At 40.8% G+C, this 15,487-nt stretch carries 16 protein-coding genes; 5 read left to right on the top strand and 11 right to left on the bottom strand.

Features of this window, described 5'->3' with window-relative positions:
* Nucleotides 1-291 precede the first annotated feature (291 nt).
* Together ACOWPH_RS17830 and ACOWPH_RS17825 are read right to left on the bottom strand one after the other, a co-directional pair.
* The gene (locus ACOWPH_RS17830) at nt 292-1,788 is read right to left on the bottom strand and encodes an HlyD family efflux transporter periplasmic adaptor subunit (RefSeq protein WP_015216719.1); all 1,497 of its coding nucleotides are present in this window, start codon (nt 1,786-1,788) and stop codon (nt 292-294) included.
* Between the two features lie 96 nt (nt 1,789-1,884).
* Entirely contained in the window at nt 1,885-2,760 is an 876-nt protein-coding gene (locus ACOWPH_RS17825) for an SDR family oxidoreductase (RefSeq protein ID WP_015216718.1), read from the bottom strand.
* A gap of 211 nt (nt 2,761-2,971) precedes the next feature.
* Between ACOWPH_RS17825 and fabG the strand changes: the two genes are divergently transcribed.
* Nucleotides 2,972-3,712 (top strand): 3-oxoacyl-[acyl-carrier-protein] reductase, encoded by a 741-nt coding sequence (fabG, locus tag ACOWPH_RS17820; RefSeq protein ID WP_015216717.1) that lies wholly within the window; start codon nt 2,972-2,974, stop codon nt 3,710-3,712.
* 151 nt (nt 3,713-3,863) lie between these two features.
* Here fabG and ACOWPH_RS17815 read toward each other — a convergent pair whose 3' ends face one another.
* A complete protein-coding gene (locus ACOWPH_RS17815) occupies nt 3,864-4,946 on the bottom strand; it encodes an MraY family glycosyltransferase (protein WP_015216716.1) in 1,083 nt (360 codons plus the stop codon).
* 158 nt (nt 4,947-5,104) lie between these two features.
* Here ACOWPH_RS17815 and groL point away from each other — a divergent pair, with 158 nt between their 5' ends.
* From groL to ACOWPH_RS17800, 3 genes are all read left to right on the top strand, one after another.
* On the top strand, nt 5,105-6,799 hold the full coding sequence (gene groL / locus ACOWPH_RS17810) for a chaperonin GroEL (protein WP_150111047.1): 1,695 nt from the start codon (nt 5,105-5,107) through the stop codon (nt 6,797-6,799).
* Nucleotides 6,800-7,056: 257 nt separating this feature from the next.
* Nucleotides 7,057-8,223, top strand: coding sequence for a circadian clock protein LdpA (ldpA, locus tag ACOWPH_RS17805; protein ID WP_042465373.1), 1,167 nt, complete (start codon nt 7,057-7,059; stop codon nt 8,221-8,223).
* Nucleotides 8,224-8,331: 108 nt separating this feature from the next.
* Nucleotides 8,332-10,071, top strand: a complete 1,740-nt coding sequence (locus tag ACOWPH_RS17800) for a R3H domain-containing nucleic acid-binding protein (protein WP_015216713.1) — start codon at nt 8,332-8,334, stop codon at nt 10,069-10,071.
* 39 nt (nt 10,072-10,110) lie between these two features.
* Here the strand turns inward: ACOWPH_RS17800 and ACOWPH_RS17795 are convergent, their stop codons facing one another.
* A complete protein-coding gene (locus ACOWPH_RS17795) occupies nt 10,111-10,455 on the bottom strand; it encodes a hypothetical protein (RefSeq protein WP_015216712.1) in 345 nt (114 codons plus the stop codon).
* Nucleotides 10,456-10,614: 159 nt separating this feature from the next.
* Nucleotides 10,615-11,283: a helix-turn-helix transcriptional regulator gene (locus ACOWPH_RS17790; RefSeq protein WP_015216711.1), complete on the bottom strand. Its 669-nt coding sequence runs from the start codon at nt 11,281-11,283 to the stop codon at nt 10,615-10,617.
* A gap of 92 nt (nt 11,284-11,375) precedes the next feature.
* Here ACOWPH_RS17790 and ACOWPH_RS17785 point away from each other — a divergent pair, with 92 nt between their 5' ends.
* Complete coding sequence (locus ACOWPH_RS17785) at nt 11,376-12,020, top strand: DUF3386 domain-containing protein (RefSeq protein ID WP_015216710.1); 645 nt, start codon at nt 11,376-11,378, stop codon at nt 12,018-12,020.
* A gap of 210 nt (nt 12,021-12,230) precedes the next feature.
* On the opposite strand, the gene ACOWPH_RS17780 is transcribed toward ACOWPH_RS17785, so the two are convergent.
* The 6 genes from ACOWPH_RS17780 to ACOWPH_RS17755 all read right to left on the bottom strand — a co-directional run bounded on the left by ACOWPH_RS17780 (nt 12,231) and on the right by ACOWPH_RS17755 (nt 15,414).
* Entirely contained in the window at nt 12,231-12,392 is a 162-nt protein-coding gene (locus ACOWPH_RS17780; protein WP_015216709.1) for a putative Ig domain-containing protein, read from the bottom strand.
* 82 nt (nt 12,393-12,474) lie between these two features.
* Nucleotides 12,475-12,849, bottom strand: coding sequence for an imm11 family protein (locus ACOWPH_RS17775; RefSeq protein ID WP_422665606.1), 375 nt, complete (start codon nt 12,847-12,849; stop codon nt 12,475-12,477).
* A gap of 31 nt (nt 12,850-12,880) precedes the next feature.
* The gene (locus ACOWPH_RS17770; RefSeq protein WP_422665605.1) at nt 12,881-13,006 is read right to left on the bottom strand and encodes a hypothetical protein; all 126 of its coding nucleotides are present in this window, start codon (nt 13,004-13,006) and stop codon (nt 12,881-12,883) included.
* A 181-nt stretch (nt 13,007-13,187) separates the two neighbouring features.
* Complete coding sequence (locus ACOWPH_RS17765) at nt 13,188-13,580, bottom strand: GFA family protein (RefSeq protein WP_015216707.1); 393 nt, start codon at nt 13,578-13,580, stop codon at nt 13,188-13,190.
* A gap of 435 nt (nt 13,581-14,015) precedes the next feature.
* On the bottom strand, nt 14,016-14,900 hold the full coding sequence (locus ACOWPH_RS17760) for an alpha/beta fold hydrolase (protein ID WP_015216706.1): 885 nt from the start codon (nt 14,898-14,900) through the stop codon (nt 14,016-14,018).
* A gap of 13 nt (nt 14,901-14,913) precedes the next feature.
* A complete protein-coding gene (locus ACOWPH_RS17755) occupies nt 14,914-15,414 on the bottom strand; it encodes a HugZ family protein (protein ID WP_042465371.1) in 501 nt (166 codons plus the stop codon).
* Between the last annotated feature and the right edge of the window lie 73 nt (nt 15,415-15,487).

Below are 15,487 nucleotides of genomic sequence, written 5' to 3'. Positions count from 1 at the left end.
GTGTTCACATCTTATTTAAAATCGCTATATCACTATATTTACGCGATAATTACAACCCATAATTCCCAAGCTAAAACTTCTGCTTTTCTCCATTAACCACTCAATTAAGAGAACTCCACAAAAAAGATCCAATCTTGTGGGATGGGCATCTTGCCCGTCCTTGTATTATTAGCGGGCTTTTCGGCCCGCACCACAAGAAATTTTGGGATATTTTTTTAATTGGAGAACTCTAACCAAAAGAAAAAGAGGCGTTGAATACAACCTCTCTACAAAAGTTTTATTTGAGTTTTTTTATCTCACAGAAAAAGCCTCACTAAATCTGCGTGTAATTGGCTCAACAATAAACGTCAAAACTGATTTTTTTCGAGTGACAATTTCTGCATTTGCAGCCATACCTGGTGTAAATTCTACATCTTGTCCCCGGAAATTAATTGAATGTTTGCTCAACTTAATTTGAGTCGGAAAAATTAATCCCAAATCCTTATCAACAACTGCATTGGGACTTATTTGCATAACTTCACCATCAACAATTCCAAATTCTTGAAAAGGGAAAGTCGCTAATTTCACCTTTGCTTTCATGTTCTGACGAATAAAACCAATATCACGATTGAGGACTTTTACTTCTAATAGCATTTCTTCCCCTTCAGGGACAATTGATAATAATTCTTCACCAGATTGAACTGGCCCTTTAGTAGCTTTGATTTTGTAAATTGTCCCCGCTACAGGTGCTTTAATAGATTCTCCATCTTTTTGCTTTCTCGCTTGCTCTAATTGACCGGCAACATTGGTTAATTCTTCTTTGCGTTTATTTATCAGCGTTAAAATTTCACTTTGGCGTTCTGAGGATAAACGTAAAACTTGATTAAGTGCAGATTGATAAGCTTGTTCAACTTGTTTAATTTCTTGACGTTGAGCAGCAATATCTTTTTCTAGAGATGAAACTTTATCTTTTGCTTCTGTTAATCTGTTTTTGGCATTAGTTACTTCATCTGCACTTCTAATAATTTCTGTGTTGGCACGGTTTAATCTTTCTTGTGCTTCTAAATAATCAATTCTGGGAACTGCACCGGGATTTAATAAAGTGCTGAGATTTTTTTCTCTTTGTTGAGCTATACTTAAATTATTTTCAACTTTAAGACGGATATTTTCAGCATTAACTATATTAGTTTGAGCATTAATAACACTGGTTTGAGCGCTGGCTAAATTTTCTTGTAACCGAGTCAACCGGACTTTTGCTTGATTGATAATCGAAAGTTGACGTTGTGCTTCTGCTTCTGCTGCTGCTTGTTTGGCTTTGTAATCTGATAAACGCGAGTTTAACAATTCATCTTGTAGTTTTGTTCCCGCAGTTTTTCCCCCAGTCCGTTCTGCTTGTAAGCGCTGTAAGTCTTCCTCAATTAATTTACTAGCTTTAGCCAAGCGATTCACATCTGTTTGTTGTAAATTGGGGTCACGTTCAATTAAAATCTGATCTTTGGTAACGCGATCGCCTTCTTTCACCTTTACTGCTAAAATAGAACCATCACCCAAAGATGTCACTGGTCTGACTTGGGTAGATGCAATTAACTCTCCTGGTGCTGTGGCTACTTCATCAATTTCGGAAAAATGCGCCCAGGAAATTGCTCCAAATATAACGATGCTAATTGTTCCGGCTAATAATCTTGTATAAAGTGGTGGTAATTCTTGTACAGCTTTACCCAATTCATAAGATAATTGTTCTTCCGGTTGAGCAAATCTCTCTTTTGTCTGACGTGCTTGAGCCGCATTTGCAGCCAGGGAATATTTCATAGATTTTGGTAATGGGTAATGGATAATAGGTAATGGGTAATGGGTAATGGGTAATGGGTAGAAGTCTTTCCAATCACCAATCACCAATTACCTAATTTAAATAGCTAAATAACGGCGCAAAAAAGTTTCCAAAGTTTCCAATTGAAAGTTAAAAATTCTTTCTACATTTGCGGTTTCTTCTAATGTGCAAAAAAACTCATTAGCCAGCAAAGTACGAAAGGTTCCTAAAGCTGTTTGTGCTTGGGAATTTAATAAACCTAATGCACTTCTTAACCCATCAATAGCAAACAGAGGAACGTTAATTATTATTGGTTCTTTGTTAAAGATGCGACTAAAAATTTTAGGGATATCCTCTCGCAATAGAATTTCTGCGCCTCCTATTGGTAAAATTTGATTACGAGCATCTGCAACGGTCAAAGAATCTACAATTATTTTGGCTAAATCATCGGTGCTAACAATAGACGTACGGTTTTTAGGATCACCGATAAGTAAATACAAACCTGTTTCTCGAAAGCGTTCTGCTAGTGGTAGCAAGTTTGATGCTAGTCCAGCCGGGCGTAAAATAGTGTAATCTAAGCCACTACTTTGCAGATATCTTTCTACGGCTCGTTTTGCTTTGAACACGGGTGCATCTTCATATCCTCTATCAGCACCTAAAACGGATATGAAAACAAAATGTTCAACACCTTGGACTTTAGCTTGGTCAATGAGTTCAATATTAGCGCGGTAATCCAAAGAGAGCGCGTTATTACCTGAACCGTGAGTACTGATTATATATTTAATGCCTCGGCAAGCTTTTTCAATGTCCTGTTCTCGTTGTAAATCCCCAATGAAGATATCAGAACCCCGATGTTCTAACTCGCTGTAATGGGATGTGAGACGGACAAACGATCGCACAGGCTGCTGTTGTTGGCGTAATAGTCGCACGACGCGACGACCAATTCCTCCAGTTGCTCCAGTGACTAGAATCATAGCGTTTGGATTTGAGTATGGGCTATTCCTCTAGTTCAGTTTAATCACTATTTTCCGTGGAGCAAATTTTCAGAATCCGAAGTTGTGCCATTTTGCCTACAATGGGAATTTGAGGCTACGATTTATACTTTCTTGACTCCGATGATGTTGCACCGTTACACCCTTTAAAGATTTACTTATAAATGGTCTGTTGGATATTGAGGAAAATTAGATGACACTATTAAAAGATCAAGTTGCGATTGTCACGGGAGCATCACGGGGAATTGGGAGAGCGATCGCACTCCAATTAGCATCCCAAGGCGCTAAAGTAGTTGTCAACTATGCTAGTTCTAGCGCAGCAGCAGACGAAGTAGTAGCAGAAATTATCGCTAACGGGGGAGATGCGTTCGCACTCAAAGCCGACGTTTCTCAACCAGATCAAGTAGACACACTTATTAACACCACCGTTGAAAAATACAAGCGTGTCGATATTTTAGTCAATAATGCAGGCATTACCCGCGACACTTTACTGTTACGAATGAAATTAGAAGATTGGCAAGCAGTTATAGACCTAAATTTAACTGGTGTATTTTTATGTACAAAACTTGTCAGCAAAATTATGCTCAAACAACGTTCTGGGCGCATTATTAATATTGCCTCTGTTGCTGGACAAATGGGCAACCCAGGACAAGCCAACTACAGCGCCGCCAAAGCAGGTGTGATTGGTTTTACCAAAACAGTTGCCAAAGAACTAGCTTCCCGTGGGATCACCGTCAACGCCGTCGCTCCTGGCTTTATCACCACCGACATGACCAGCGATATCAAAGCTGACAATATTCTCCAATTCATCCCCCTCGGTCGCTACGGTCAACCTGAAGAAATTGCAGGTATGGTGCGCTTTCTTGCAGCTGATCCCGCAGCAGCTTACATCACTGGTCAAGTCTTTAATGTAGACGGGGGAATGGTCATGTAATTCGTAATTCGTAATTCGTAATTTGTAATTCGTAATTTACCGCCATGTAAATGAAGAAATACATTAATTAAGACCGTGGTATAAAGGCGCGGAATGTGCGTACTTGCACAACTTAGTATTATTAATTCAATTACGAATTACGAATTATCAATTACGAATTACTACGCATTCTTTGCCAGATAGTAAAACCCAAAAGCAAAATAATACTGGCGGCAGATGTAAGCATAACTGCCAAATTCATGCCTTGTATTTTCATAGCCAGCAAATTAAAAAACAAAGTGATTGACCACAGAGTCAAAGCTGCGTGGCGTTGGGATAACCCCCAAGCCAACAAACGGTGATGTAAATGGTCTTTACCGGGAGTACTCAGGGGGTTTTTTCCTGCTAGAAGTCGCCGTACAAAAACCTGAGTGGTATCTAATACTGGCAACATCAGAAATAAAACCGTGGGTACAAGAGCATAAACGGTGTTTTGTTGAAGTTTTCCTAAAATGCTAGTTGCTGCTAATACGTAGCCAAAAAAATATGCCCCCGCATCACCCATAATGATCCGTGAGGGATAGAAATTGTGCCTCAAAAATCCCAGTGCAGCACCTGCCAAAGCGGCTAAAACTAAGGTTGCTGCGGCTCGATTATTAAACTGAGCCGAAACCCCTAACAAACTCATGGCAGTAATAAAACTGATTCCTCCCGCCAAACCATCCATACCGTCCATCAAATTGATGGCATTGGTAATACCTACTACCCACAACACTGTCAACGCCATCGACAATAGCGAGTCTATGGGTGTACCAAAAGTAACTTGAATACTAATGCCATTAGCCACCAGCAAGAGTGCCGTAATCATCTGCGCCCACAAACGCACAGAAGGAGGTAAGCCAAATTGATCATCAATAAAACCAACCAGGACTAAGATAGATCCTCCTAAAAGGATTGTTAGTACCTGAGCTAACACCCCTTGGAGTTCAATGGGTCGTAAGAGACTAGCCAGCACCAAAGCGGCAATAACACCAGCATAGATAGCCAAACCTCCGGCATTAGGTAAAGGTTCTTGATTCAGTCGTCGGGCATTGGGTTGGTCTGCCCAACCTACCCGCAAGGCAAATTGACGTATTGCCGGAATTAAACGCCAAGTCACAAACCAAGCCAGAATAAAAGTAAATACTACCGCCAACCAGCCGGTGCCGCTAGGGTTAGCAATGCCAAGAGACTTAAGGGAGTTGTCTAGGTTCATCTCCCACTTTAACCATTACTGCTAGTATTGAAAATCAGCATCAATTGTAATATTAATCAATTTTTTATTAGAATTTCTTAATTTGAGTGGCTAAGGGACTTAGCACTCTTTGCCTGTGAGTGCTAAATTGTCTAATGGAAGCGCTAGAGAAATTAAACATGGCGAAAATTATTGCATTTAATGAAGAATCACGGCGGGCCTTGGAAAAGGGTATTAACGCTCTGGCTGATGCGGTGAAAATCACCTTGGGGCCAAAAGGTCGCAACGTCCTTTTAGAAAAAAAATTTGGTATACCTCAAATTGTCAACGATGGTATCACTGTTGCCAAGGAAATTGAATTAGAAGATCCTTTGGAAAACACTGGAGCTAGACTAATCCAAGAAGTAGCATCCAAAACCAAGGATGTGGCTGGGGATGGAACTACTACTGCTACGGTTCTAGCACAAGCTTTAGTTCGAGAAGGACTCAAGAACGTCGCCGCAGGTACTAACCCTATTAGCTTGAAACGGGGAATTGATAAAACCGTTGAGGCACTCGTGCAAGAAATTGCTAACATTGCCAAACCAGTAGAAGGAAGTGCGATCGCTCAAGTAGCTACCGTTTCGGCTGGTAACGACGAAGAAGTCGGCAATATGATTGCTGAAGCTATGGAAAAAGTCACTAAAGATGGCGTAATCACCGTAGAAGAATCCAAATCTCTCACTACCGAGTTAGAAGTAGTAGAAGGGATGCAAATTGACCGGGGTTACATTTCTCCATACTTCATCACCAACAACGAACGGATGACGGTGGAATTTGAAAATGCTCGCATCCTGATTACCGACAAAAAAATCAGCAGCATCCAGGATTTAGTACCTGTCTTAGAAAAAGTTGCCCGGTTAGGTCAACCTTTGCTGATCATTGCCGAAGATGTGGATGGAGACGCTTTAGCAACTTTGGTTATCAACAAAGCGCGGGGTGTATTGGCAGTTGCCGCTATCAAAGCTCCTGGATTTGGTGAACGCCGCAAAGCTTTATTACAAGATATCGCTATCCTCACCGATGGACAGATGATTTCTGAAGAAATCGGTTTAAGTTTGGATACCGCTACTTTGGAAATGCTGGGAACTGCCCGCCAAATCACCATTGACAAAGAAAACACCACAATTGTATCTGCTAGTGACATCAAGCCAGAGGTGCAACAGCGGATTGCTCAAATTCGTAAACAGTTGGAAGAAACTGATTCCGACTACGATAGCGAAAAACTACAAGAACGCATTGCCAAACTAGCTGGTGGTGTGGCAGTCATTAAAGTCGGTGCAGCTACAGAAACCGAACTCAAAGACCGCAAACTACGGATTGAAGACGCACTCAACGCCACCAAAGCCGCAGTGGAAGAAGGCATTGTCCCCGGTGGTGGTACAACCTTGATTTATCTTTCCTTGAAAGTAGATGCAATCAAGAACACCCTTGATCCTGAAGAAAGAATTGGGGCAGAAATTGTCCAAAGAGCCTTAGAAGCTCCTCTACGGCAAATAGCAGATAATGCTGGTGTTGAAGGTACTGTGATTGTTTCTAAAGTCAAGGAAACAGATATTAACATCGGCTACAACGCTGCTACTGGAATATTTGAAGATCTAATTGCCGCAGGTATCATCGATCCTGCCAAAGTTGTCCGTTCCGCTTTACAAAACGCCGCTTCTATTGCGGGAATGGTCTTAACAACCGAAGCCATCATTGTTGAGAAGCCTGAGCCTGCTGCTGCTGCTGCCCCTGATATGGGTGGCATGGGTGGCATGGGTGGCATGGGCGGCATGGGCGGCATGGGTGGCATGGGTGGCATGGGCGGTATGGGCGGCATGGGTATGTTCTAAGTACCGAGTACCGTTAGCGATAGCGAGGCGTTTAGCCCGTATTGAGTACCGAGTAAAAAAACAGGAGGCATCCGCCAGTTTTATGGAGTTCCTCCTGACTCCTGACTCCTGACTCCTGTATTCTGTTTAATAAATTTTGATTTTTTATACAGTTTGTCTTCGCAAAAGGGCAAACTGTTTTTTTGTGTCTTTAGGAAATTATGATTTTTTCTTGATTACGGTCGTAATTTCCATGCAGATAAAAGCATAATAGAAGTGTGATTGATATGTTAGCCCCTTTACAATCCCTACAACAGGGTCACTGGTTCAAGTTGATTTGTGGAGCCAGTTTCCAACATTTACCTGCGGTCAGAAGTTTAACATTAGCCTACACTTTGGCGGGCGCTGACTGCATAGATGTGGCAGCTGACCCGGCGGTAGTTGCCGCTGCCCAAGCAGGTTTACAAGCAGCGAAGGATCTGGTGAGGGATGCCCAGAAGCGCGGCTTTGGCTTTGAAGGGAATTTACCATTGTTAATGGTCAGCCTCAATGATGGAGAAGACCCCCATTTTAGAAAAGCAGAGTTTAATTCTAGTAATTGTCCGATAGATTGCTCTAGACCTTGTGAAAAAATTTGTCCTGCACAAGCGATTGTGTTTAACGATTTTAAAAATAACTATTCAGGAATTGTGGCTCAAAAATGTTATGGCTGTGGTCGTTGCATTCCAGCCTGTCCTTATGAGATAATTGATACAGCATCATATGTGTCAACGCCGGGAGCGATCGCACCATTGATCATATCAACGGGAATAGATGCCATAGAAATTCATACACAAATAGGGCGTTTGGCAGAATTCCAGCGTTTGTGGGCAGCAATGGCCAAACCCTGGGCGGTTAATTTAAAGGTAATAGCCATCAGTTGTAACGATGGTGAAGGATTAATTGATTACCTCCAAGCAATTTATGATCTTATGTCCCCCCGTCCCCAAGTTGTAATTTGGCAAACAGACGGGCGCTCTATGAGTGGTGATATTGGAGATGGAACCACCATAGCCGCAGTAAAATTAGGGCAAAAAGTTTTGGCAGCAAACCTACCGGGATATGTGCAGTTAGCAGGAGGCACAAATAGTTACACTGTTCCTAAGTTGAAGGAACTGGGACTGTTGCAAGAGGCAAGGGAGCAGGGAGCAGGGAGCAAGGGGGAAAATTCATCTCCCCTGCACCCTGCACCCCGTCCCTCTGCCTCCATAGCCGGGGTTGCCTACGGTAGCTACGCTCGTGTATTGCTGTCACCCATTCTTGAAAAGTTAGAAAATAAGGAGGTGAGTAACACTGGTATTAAGACCTCTATCCGCCTGGAAGAAGAACCGGAATTACTCTGGCAGGCTGTAGAGCTTGCCCATACTCTCGTTTCCCAACTCAAGTCACAGCGATCGCTCGACTAATTGCGGCGATCGCTCTAATCGCTCATTCCGGTCACTTTCCCCAACTGTGGGAACTCCCGCAAAAAAGTGTCCTCGTTATCTCTAAAAACGTCAGTCACCATAGAAAGCATGACGATTACAGAAGATCTCCAAAAGTTATTAGACATTTTGCCCCAGGACTTGCGACAAGTACTAGAGAATCATCCCAAACGAGATAGTTTAGTTGAAGTGGTCTTGGATCTAGGTCGTCGTCCAGAAGCTAGGTTTCCCCATGAAGCTGAGTATCTGAGCGAAACAACCGTTAATCAAGCACAGATAGATGATTGCATTCAAAGAGTAGGAACCTTTGGCGGAGATAATCGGGCAGGAATTGAGCAAACTTTACATCGAATCAGTGCTATCCGTAACCGCACTGGTAAGATTATTGGCTTGACTTGTCGTGTCGGTCGGGCAGTGTTCGGCACAATTGGCATGATCCGCGATTTGGTAGAAACTGGTAAGTCAATTCTCATGCTGGGTCGTCCAGGTGTGGGAAAAACTACCGCTTTGAGGGAAATTGCCCGTGTGTTGGCGGATGATTTCAATAAACGAGTAGTAATTATTGACACGTCTAATGAAATCGCTGGAGACGGTGATATTGCCCACCCGGCCATCGGTCGTGCTAGACGAATGCAAGTGGCTAAACCAGAATTACAACATCAGGTGATGATTGAGGCGGTGGAAAACCATATGCCAGAAGTTATTGTCATTGATGAAATTGGCACGGAATTGGAAGCTTTAGCCGCTCGTACCATTGCCGAAAGGGGGGTGCAATTGGTAGGAACTGCTCACGGAAACCAAATCGAAAACCTAATCAAAAACCCTACCCTCTGTGATTTGGTTGGGGGTATTCAAGCGGTGACGCTAGGAGATGACGAAGCCAGAAGGCGGGGTTCTCAAAAGACTGTGTTGGAACGCAAAGCCCCTCCCACTTTTGAGATTGCTGTGGAGATGTTGGAGAGACAGCGCTGGGTAGTTCACGAAACTGTAGCTGATACTGTAGATACTTTATTAAGGGGTCGTCAACCTAACCCGCAAACGCGAACTGTGGACGAAAAGGGTAAAGTGGCAATTAGCAGACAGTTATCTGTGGTTAATGGTCGCGGGGGCAGCTTACCTAGTGATGAAGAATCTTTCCCAGCGGTGAAGCAGGCGAATGGCTGGCGTTCTTCTGGTCAAATGGTCGCTCTACCACCTTTGTCTCTGGAACGTGAACGGGTGACAGGACGCAGTGAATTTGACCGCTTGTTAGATGAATCTTTCAATTATTCTGAAAGTATTGATTTTAGTACTTCTACTAAGCAAGCAGGGCCAAATGGGGAAGATTTGCCATTACATATTTACCCTTATGGAGTAAGTCGTCACCAATTGGAACAGGTGATTAGTGTGCTAAGTTTACCTGTGATTTTGACAAAAGATATTGATAATGCTGATGCTATTTTGGCATTGCGATCGCACGTCAAAAATCACGCTAAATTAAGGCAAATGGCCAAGGCTCGTCATGTCCCCATTCATGTCATCAAGTCCAGCACCATTCCTCAAATTACTCGCGGTTTACGTCGATTGCTGAACATTGATGATCCAGAAATGGGCGATGACCGAGAATTACAATTGTTACTGCATAGGGGTGGTGATGATGAGATGGACGCTTTGGAAGAAGCAAGACTTGCTGTTGAGCAAATTGTGATCCCCAAAGGTCAGCCAGTCGAGTTATTACCCCGTTCTTCTCAAGTTAGGAAAATGCAACATGAGTTGGTAGAACATTATCGGCTCAAGTCAGACAGTTTTGGGGAAGAACCAAATCGGCGGTTAAGAATTTATCCAGCTTAACCCCGTTCAAAACCCCTCTTGATGAAAAAGAGGGGTTTATTAATTTGTGGGTTCAATTAAATTAAAGCCCCAAGGTTTCATAACTGCGATCGCAAGTTCTCTATCTATACCTACATAAGCTTCCCATTCAGACTGCTTATCTTTAGGATGTCCCTCACCTACATGACCTGCAACTTTGATTACCGGCACACCAACCAAAGAATCGCGTTCCAACCCTTTTGGCAGGGCTAGTCGCATCTTGTGACCTACAAATTTTGATGCGCTGGAATTAGCTACAGATTCACGAACTAAACAAATATCACCAGCAGTCCCCCAAGTAGTTGGATAAATGTGGAGAAAACATATATAAGTTTCTGGTTTAATGGATCTTTTTAGAACTTGCATTATCTGTAATCCTTAATCAACAATTTTATCTTAACCTCCCAGGAGACCCCCACCATAACCGTTTGCAGACTATTCCGTAAAGCCCTACGGGCATCGCTGCATTTACCGCATAGCATTCCCAAAAAAGAAAAATGGCTGGTGGTGGGAGAAATTAGGAGGTTAAGGAGAAACCAGTCTATCTTGCAATTTTGCCACCATTTCTGCCCGCGCTGATACCCCAAGTTTGCGGAACATTCTTTTCAAAGCTTGTTTAACAGAATTTTGGGTAATCCAAAGTTTAGCCGCAATTTCACCATTGGTTAAACCTTGAGCAACTAATTCCGCAATTTCTAACTCCCTGGCTGTCAAGGGACAACTGACAGCAGACAATAATGGTTTTGGTTTCGCCCGTAGGGTAGCCAGTTTAGTGGATAAATGAATACAAACAGCACTTAAATCAGCTAAATCACTACCATTAAAAGGCGGACTTCCTTGGTCACGGGCAAAATTTAACGTCCCCACTAAACGACCATCACAAACTATAGGTCCAGTCATCACATGATCATGACGGGAGCAAAAACGCTTCCAATCCCCAGGAGATAAGATTAATTGCTCATGGGCTGGGGCGTGACGTTCAACCACATAACGCCCTACGGGATTGCTTTCTAAACAGGCTGCGGGCATTTCTGGCAGGTCTATGTCGGTTCTAGAATAGTCATCTAAGAAATAAATACCCCAATGTTGCACGCCAAAATGGTCGCCAATAGCATCCATGAGAGCTAATTTTAATTCTTGCTCATTCTGGATATTAGCGATCGCTTGAAAAATGGCATGGAGAGTTTTAGCCATAAGAGTACCCACTTGGGGACTATACGAACCTCGATAATTACCTCTATGCTAATACCAACAGCCATAAAACTCTATTAATCACCAATAAACACATGACAGTTACTCAAATTTCAGCCCAAGAATTTTTCCAGGCTGCTTATGAAAACCGCTACACCTGGGATCAAAATTTCCCTGGTTATACCGCAGATATCACTTATAAGTATGACGGGCGAGTATTGACTGGAAAAGTTAAAATTGACGCTAATCTCAAAGCAGAAGTCTTAGACGTAGAAGACGAAGCCGCAAAAAAAGCAATTCACGGACAAGCTTGGGAAATCGCTATTCACCGTGTTCGTCGAGCCTTTGCAGATACCCACGGCGCAAATACCTTTAGCTATGGTAAAACTGACGAAACTGGTGCAATAGAAATTTTAATGGGTGGTAAAGCCGAAGGTGACAAATACAAAGTTCGTAATAACGAAGTTTGCCACGTTCATCGTTTAATTCATGGTACTTTTGTCACCATTGACACTTTCAGCAGTCATGATACAGGTGCAGGTTATCTGTCTCATACCTATGACTCTGTATATCATGACCCCCAAACCGGCGCACAAAAAGGTGGAAGAAGTTTCTTCACTGACGAATATGAAAAAGTTGGTGAATATTCCATTTTAAACCGTCGGGAAATCCGCACTGAAACAGAAGGTAATATTTCAGTTCAAGAATTTATCTTTTCTAACATAGAGTTGTTAGGCTAGATTTTGAGATAGCGAATTATCTGCGATCGCTCTGAGTTAATATCGGGGCGATCATTTGTATTTATTTTTTGTTTTTACGCAACCCACATTCCGCAGGTGTTTTTTGAATTTTCGGAATTATCCATAGCCCAATGATCTCAAGGCTTTCAGACAATGATACGCAATTCTATATTAGGGCGATGCCTTCGGCACGGCGTAGCCATCGCAGCTCTACCTGACCTTCGGCGCTTCAGTATCAGTAGCCACCAAAAGGTTATACTGTTGTTGCCCACTTCCGCCATTACCATCGTTTACTGTAATGACAACTGTATGATTGCCAACATTACCAGCAGTTGGTGTCCAGCGCAGTCTGCCGAGAGTATCCAGTGTCATTCCCAATGTTGGGTTTCATGAAGTCAACCCAACCTTGTATCTTAGAGGTATGTTAGAGGAATTGCGATTCCACTAACAGAAATCAAAGCATTTGTAGCTGCCTAAAAATTAAACTTTTTAGGTGATGATCTTCTACAAAAGTCTTGAACGTCTCTGAAACAACTGTAAGATAACCTCTGGAAAACCAAAACATATGTTTATTTTTGATTATTTCATCGTTAAAAACATATGATTTAACCTTTATTAAACCTCCGAAACCATCCTCATATATTGATTTAGAGTAGTCTAAAGGATCAACTAAATCATTTATTTTAATTACGAAATACTGAGCTTCTCTACAAGTTAGAGGAAGTAGTTCAACAGAATTTGTAATAATTGGCTGTATTAGTTGCCATGCTCTCTTTGTACATACAAGATGATGACCAATGAAACTTGGAAAATCGCCTGCTTGTCCCACAATATCTATATTTACAGGAATATTTCTCCACTCAGTTATTTTTTTGATGGCGATAATGGTCTTTCATCAAATTAGAAAAGAATGCAGCATCTCCTTTGTTAATACAAACTAATCCATCGTATGTATCAGCGTCAGGTATGGGTCTATACCAATTCATAAAAGTTGTTCCTATTTAGTGGAATCGCAATTCATCGTAGGTTGGGTTGAGGAACGAAACCCAACATTAACAATATTTAAAATAATTGACTAATCTAAATCAATAGAGTCTGTTGCTAATTTATTTATATCAGCAGAATCATCATCTGTAGGGGCGGGGTTTCCTCACCCTCTCGATTATATTACTCAATTAACTTATGAATATTATCCTCCCAATTGGCACCATCAAAAGGTACAACTTCAAAATCACCAATCACATCTCCATCTAAACACCTGACATTCACATCAATACAATCAGGATGACTACGGGGAATATAAAAAGAATGAATTCCACAAATATTACAAAATTTATGTTTTGCAACTCCCGTATTAAATTGATAACTTGTTAAAACATCCTCCCCTTGCAGCAAAGTAAACTTATCTTTAGGAACAATTAAATGTAAAAATCCTTTTTTTCGACAAACTGAACAATTACAATCATCAACTTTATATTTATCAACCATCACCCGAAAGCGCACCGCACCACAGTGACAACCACCTTCATAAGTAACAGCTTTATTAATATTTGTTATCATTTTTAATTACCTAAACTAGAATTTTATAAAATTGTAGATTGGGTTAAGCGACAGCGCGACCCAACAAAATCTCAAAAATATTTAGTCTTCTTACATCAATAAAATTCACGTAATTTAATTTTTATGCTTCTCATACCATTTTTTATCAGTTGGTATAATTAAATCATATTCACATAAAACTTGTTAAAGTGGAATCGCAATTCATCGTAGGTTGGGTTGAGGAATGAAACCCAACATTAACAATATTTAAAATAATTGACCACTTGCAACATGAAGTTTAACAATAAATAAACCTATTATGTTCGCCTCAAACCTGTTAAAATTATACTATAGCGGTATGCATTTGAATGAAATACATCATAGCCCCCTCATCGCTTGCGGGGAGGGGGTTGGGGGTGGGGTTTTTGTAACTCACTTAACCGATAACCGCTATATCTAAAGGTATTTATATAATAAACCAATCACAACTTCTGGTGATTCCAAATGCGGTAATATACCAGTATTAGCAATCCCTTGAAAATGTCTAATCGCATTTTTATTTAAACTGGCTAACCTCCGTCCTAAATTAATATTAGTAAATTGTGCCTCTTCACCCCACAAAAATACAGTGGGTATTCTTAACTGCTGAATATATAAACTTAAATCAAAATAAAGATCACCTCGTAAAAATGCCAAAGCTGAAAACTTAGCATTTGACTTTTGTGCAGATGTCAAATAAGCTTCTACCATTTCTTGAGTAACTCGTTCTGGTTTAGCAAACAGAAAACTTCTTAAAAAATTACTAACAGCAACTTCATTCTCCGCACCTAAACCATAAATTAGATTATCCAAAAAAGGCAAATTAATCACCGAAAGCGGTAATCTCCGTCCCGCACCTTGACCAAAATCATCAAACCCAGAAGGAGAAAATAAAAACAAATCTTTAAATAAATCAGGTTCAGAAATAGCCAAACGAATAGCAAATGCAGCAGTTAAAGAAGAAGCTACCACCGTTACAGGTTGATCACAAGTTTGGTGAATAAACTCACTAATAGTAGTCAAATAATCTTGAATTTGATAATCCCTTACAGGATGATCAGATTCTCCCCAACCAATTAAATCAGGTGCTAAAATTCGATATTGATTAGCAAATGCTGGATAGACTTTAGAGCATTCATAACTAGAAGCACCACCACCAAAATTGTGTAGAAATAATAAAGGTGGTAATTCTGCAATTTTAGAAATATCCCAAGGTTCACCAGTTTGGGTATAATATATCATTGAACCCAAGGATGTATTAATAACCTGATGACCAAAACCAGGGGGTTGAAATTTCAGCATATATAATTAGGAATTAGGAATTATTATCTTTAGTAATTTGTACAAGTTGATTGAGATTATCACCATTAATATTGTAAGCTGCACCAAACCCAATTACAAAACGTCCCTCAGTTGGAGTAAGTTGAAAAATTCTAAAATCTGGCAAACTGCGTAACATTTCAATAATTTCTCCAAAACGGTCTTGAAATTGTTCGACAATTTGATTCCATTTTTCAGTTTCCCTTGTAATTAAAGTAGCCGTACAGTCAAAACTTAAACGACGACGAGCAAAAATATTAGGAGTCTTAGATTCATCTTCAATAAATAAAACACCAACATGAGGATGAGCATGAATATTAGTAGTGTGACTAGCTAACCCACTCACATAAATGTAGATATTTTTAGATTCATCCATCACAAAAGGAGTATAACTTGTATTAGGAATACCCTTTTCATTGACTGTACTAATAATTATGCTGGAAAATCCTTGCGGAAATTTTTCATATTCAGTTTGAACTTTTTCAACTTGGCTCATAAACAAAATAAAATTGCACTCATCATACCTGATTATAATAGAAATCCGATACTTATTTTCCATGCTAATCATA

The sequence above is a fragment of the Anabaena sp. PCC 7938 genome (assembly GCF_049315035.1).
GTDB classification, from domain to species: Bacteria; Cyanobacteriota; Cyanobacteriia; order Cyanobacteriales; family Nostocaceae; genus Anabaena; species Anabaena cylindrica.
Note: the sequence above shows the minus strand (reverse complement) of the source record. Positions and strands in the feature narration are given on the sequence as shown.

Bases quoted from the DNA above. Each gene is read 5' to 3' on its own strand.
- groL (WP_150111047.1), top strand. From the start codon at position 5,105: ATGGCGAAAATTATTGCATTTAATGAAGAATCACGGCGGGCCTTGGAA.
- ACOWPH_RS17800 (WP_015216713.1), top strand. From the start codon at position 8,332: ATGACGATTACAGAAGATCTCCAAAAGTTATTAGACATTTTGCCCCAG.
- ACOWPH_RS17760 (WP_015216706.1), bottom strand. From the start codon at position 14,900: ATGCTGAAATTTCAACCCCCTGGTTTTGGTCATCAGGTTATTAATACA.
- ACOWPH_RS17780 (WP_015216709.1), bottom strand. From the start codon at position 12,392: ATGACACTGGATACTCTCGGCAGACTGCGCTGGACACCAACTGCTGGT.
- ACOWPH_RS17825 (WP_015216718.1), bottom strand. From the start codon at position 2,760: ATGATTCTAGTCACTGGAGCAACTGGAGGAATTGGTCGTCGCGTCGTG.
- ACOWPH_RS17755 (WP_042465371.1), bottom strand. From the start codon at position 15,414: ATGAGCCAAGTTGAAAAAGTTCAAACTGAATATGAAAAATTTCCGCAA.
- ACOWPH_RS17770 (WP_422665605.1), bottom strand. From the start codon at position 13,006: ATGAATTGGTATAGACCCATACCTGACGCTGATACATACGATGGATTA.
- ACOWPH_RS17815 (WP_015216716.1), bottom strand. From the start codon at position 4,946: ATGAACCTAGACAACTCCCTTAAGTCTCTTGGCATTGCTAACCCTAGC.
- ACOWPH_RS17765 (WP_015216707.1), bottom strand. From the start codon at position 13,580: ATGATAACAAATATTAATAAAGCTGTTACTTATGAAGGTGGTTGTCAC.
- ACOWPH_RS17795 (WP_015216712.1), bottom strand. From the start codon at position 10,455: ATGCAAGTTCTAAAAAGATCCATTAAACCAGAAACTTATATATGTTTT.
- ACOWPH_RS17830 (WP_015216719.1), bottom strand. From the start codon at position 1,788: ATGAAATATTCCCTGGCTGCAAATGCGGCTCAAGCACGTCAGACAAAA.
- ACOWPH_RS17790 (WP_015216711.1), bottom strand. From the start codon at position 11,283: ATGGCTAAAACTCTCCATGCCATTTTTCAAGCGATCGCTAATATCCAG.
- ACOWPH_RS17785 (WP_015216710.1), top strand. From the start codon at position 11,376: ATGACAGTTACTCAAATTTCAGCCCAAGAATTTTTCCAGGCTGCTTAT.
- fabG (WP_015216717.1), top strand. From the start codon at position 2,972: ATGACACTATTAAAAGATCAAGTTGCGATTGTCACGGGAGCATCACGG.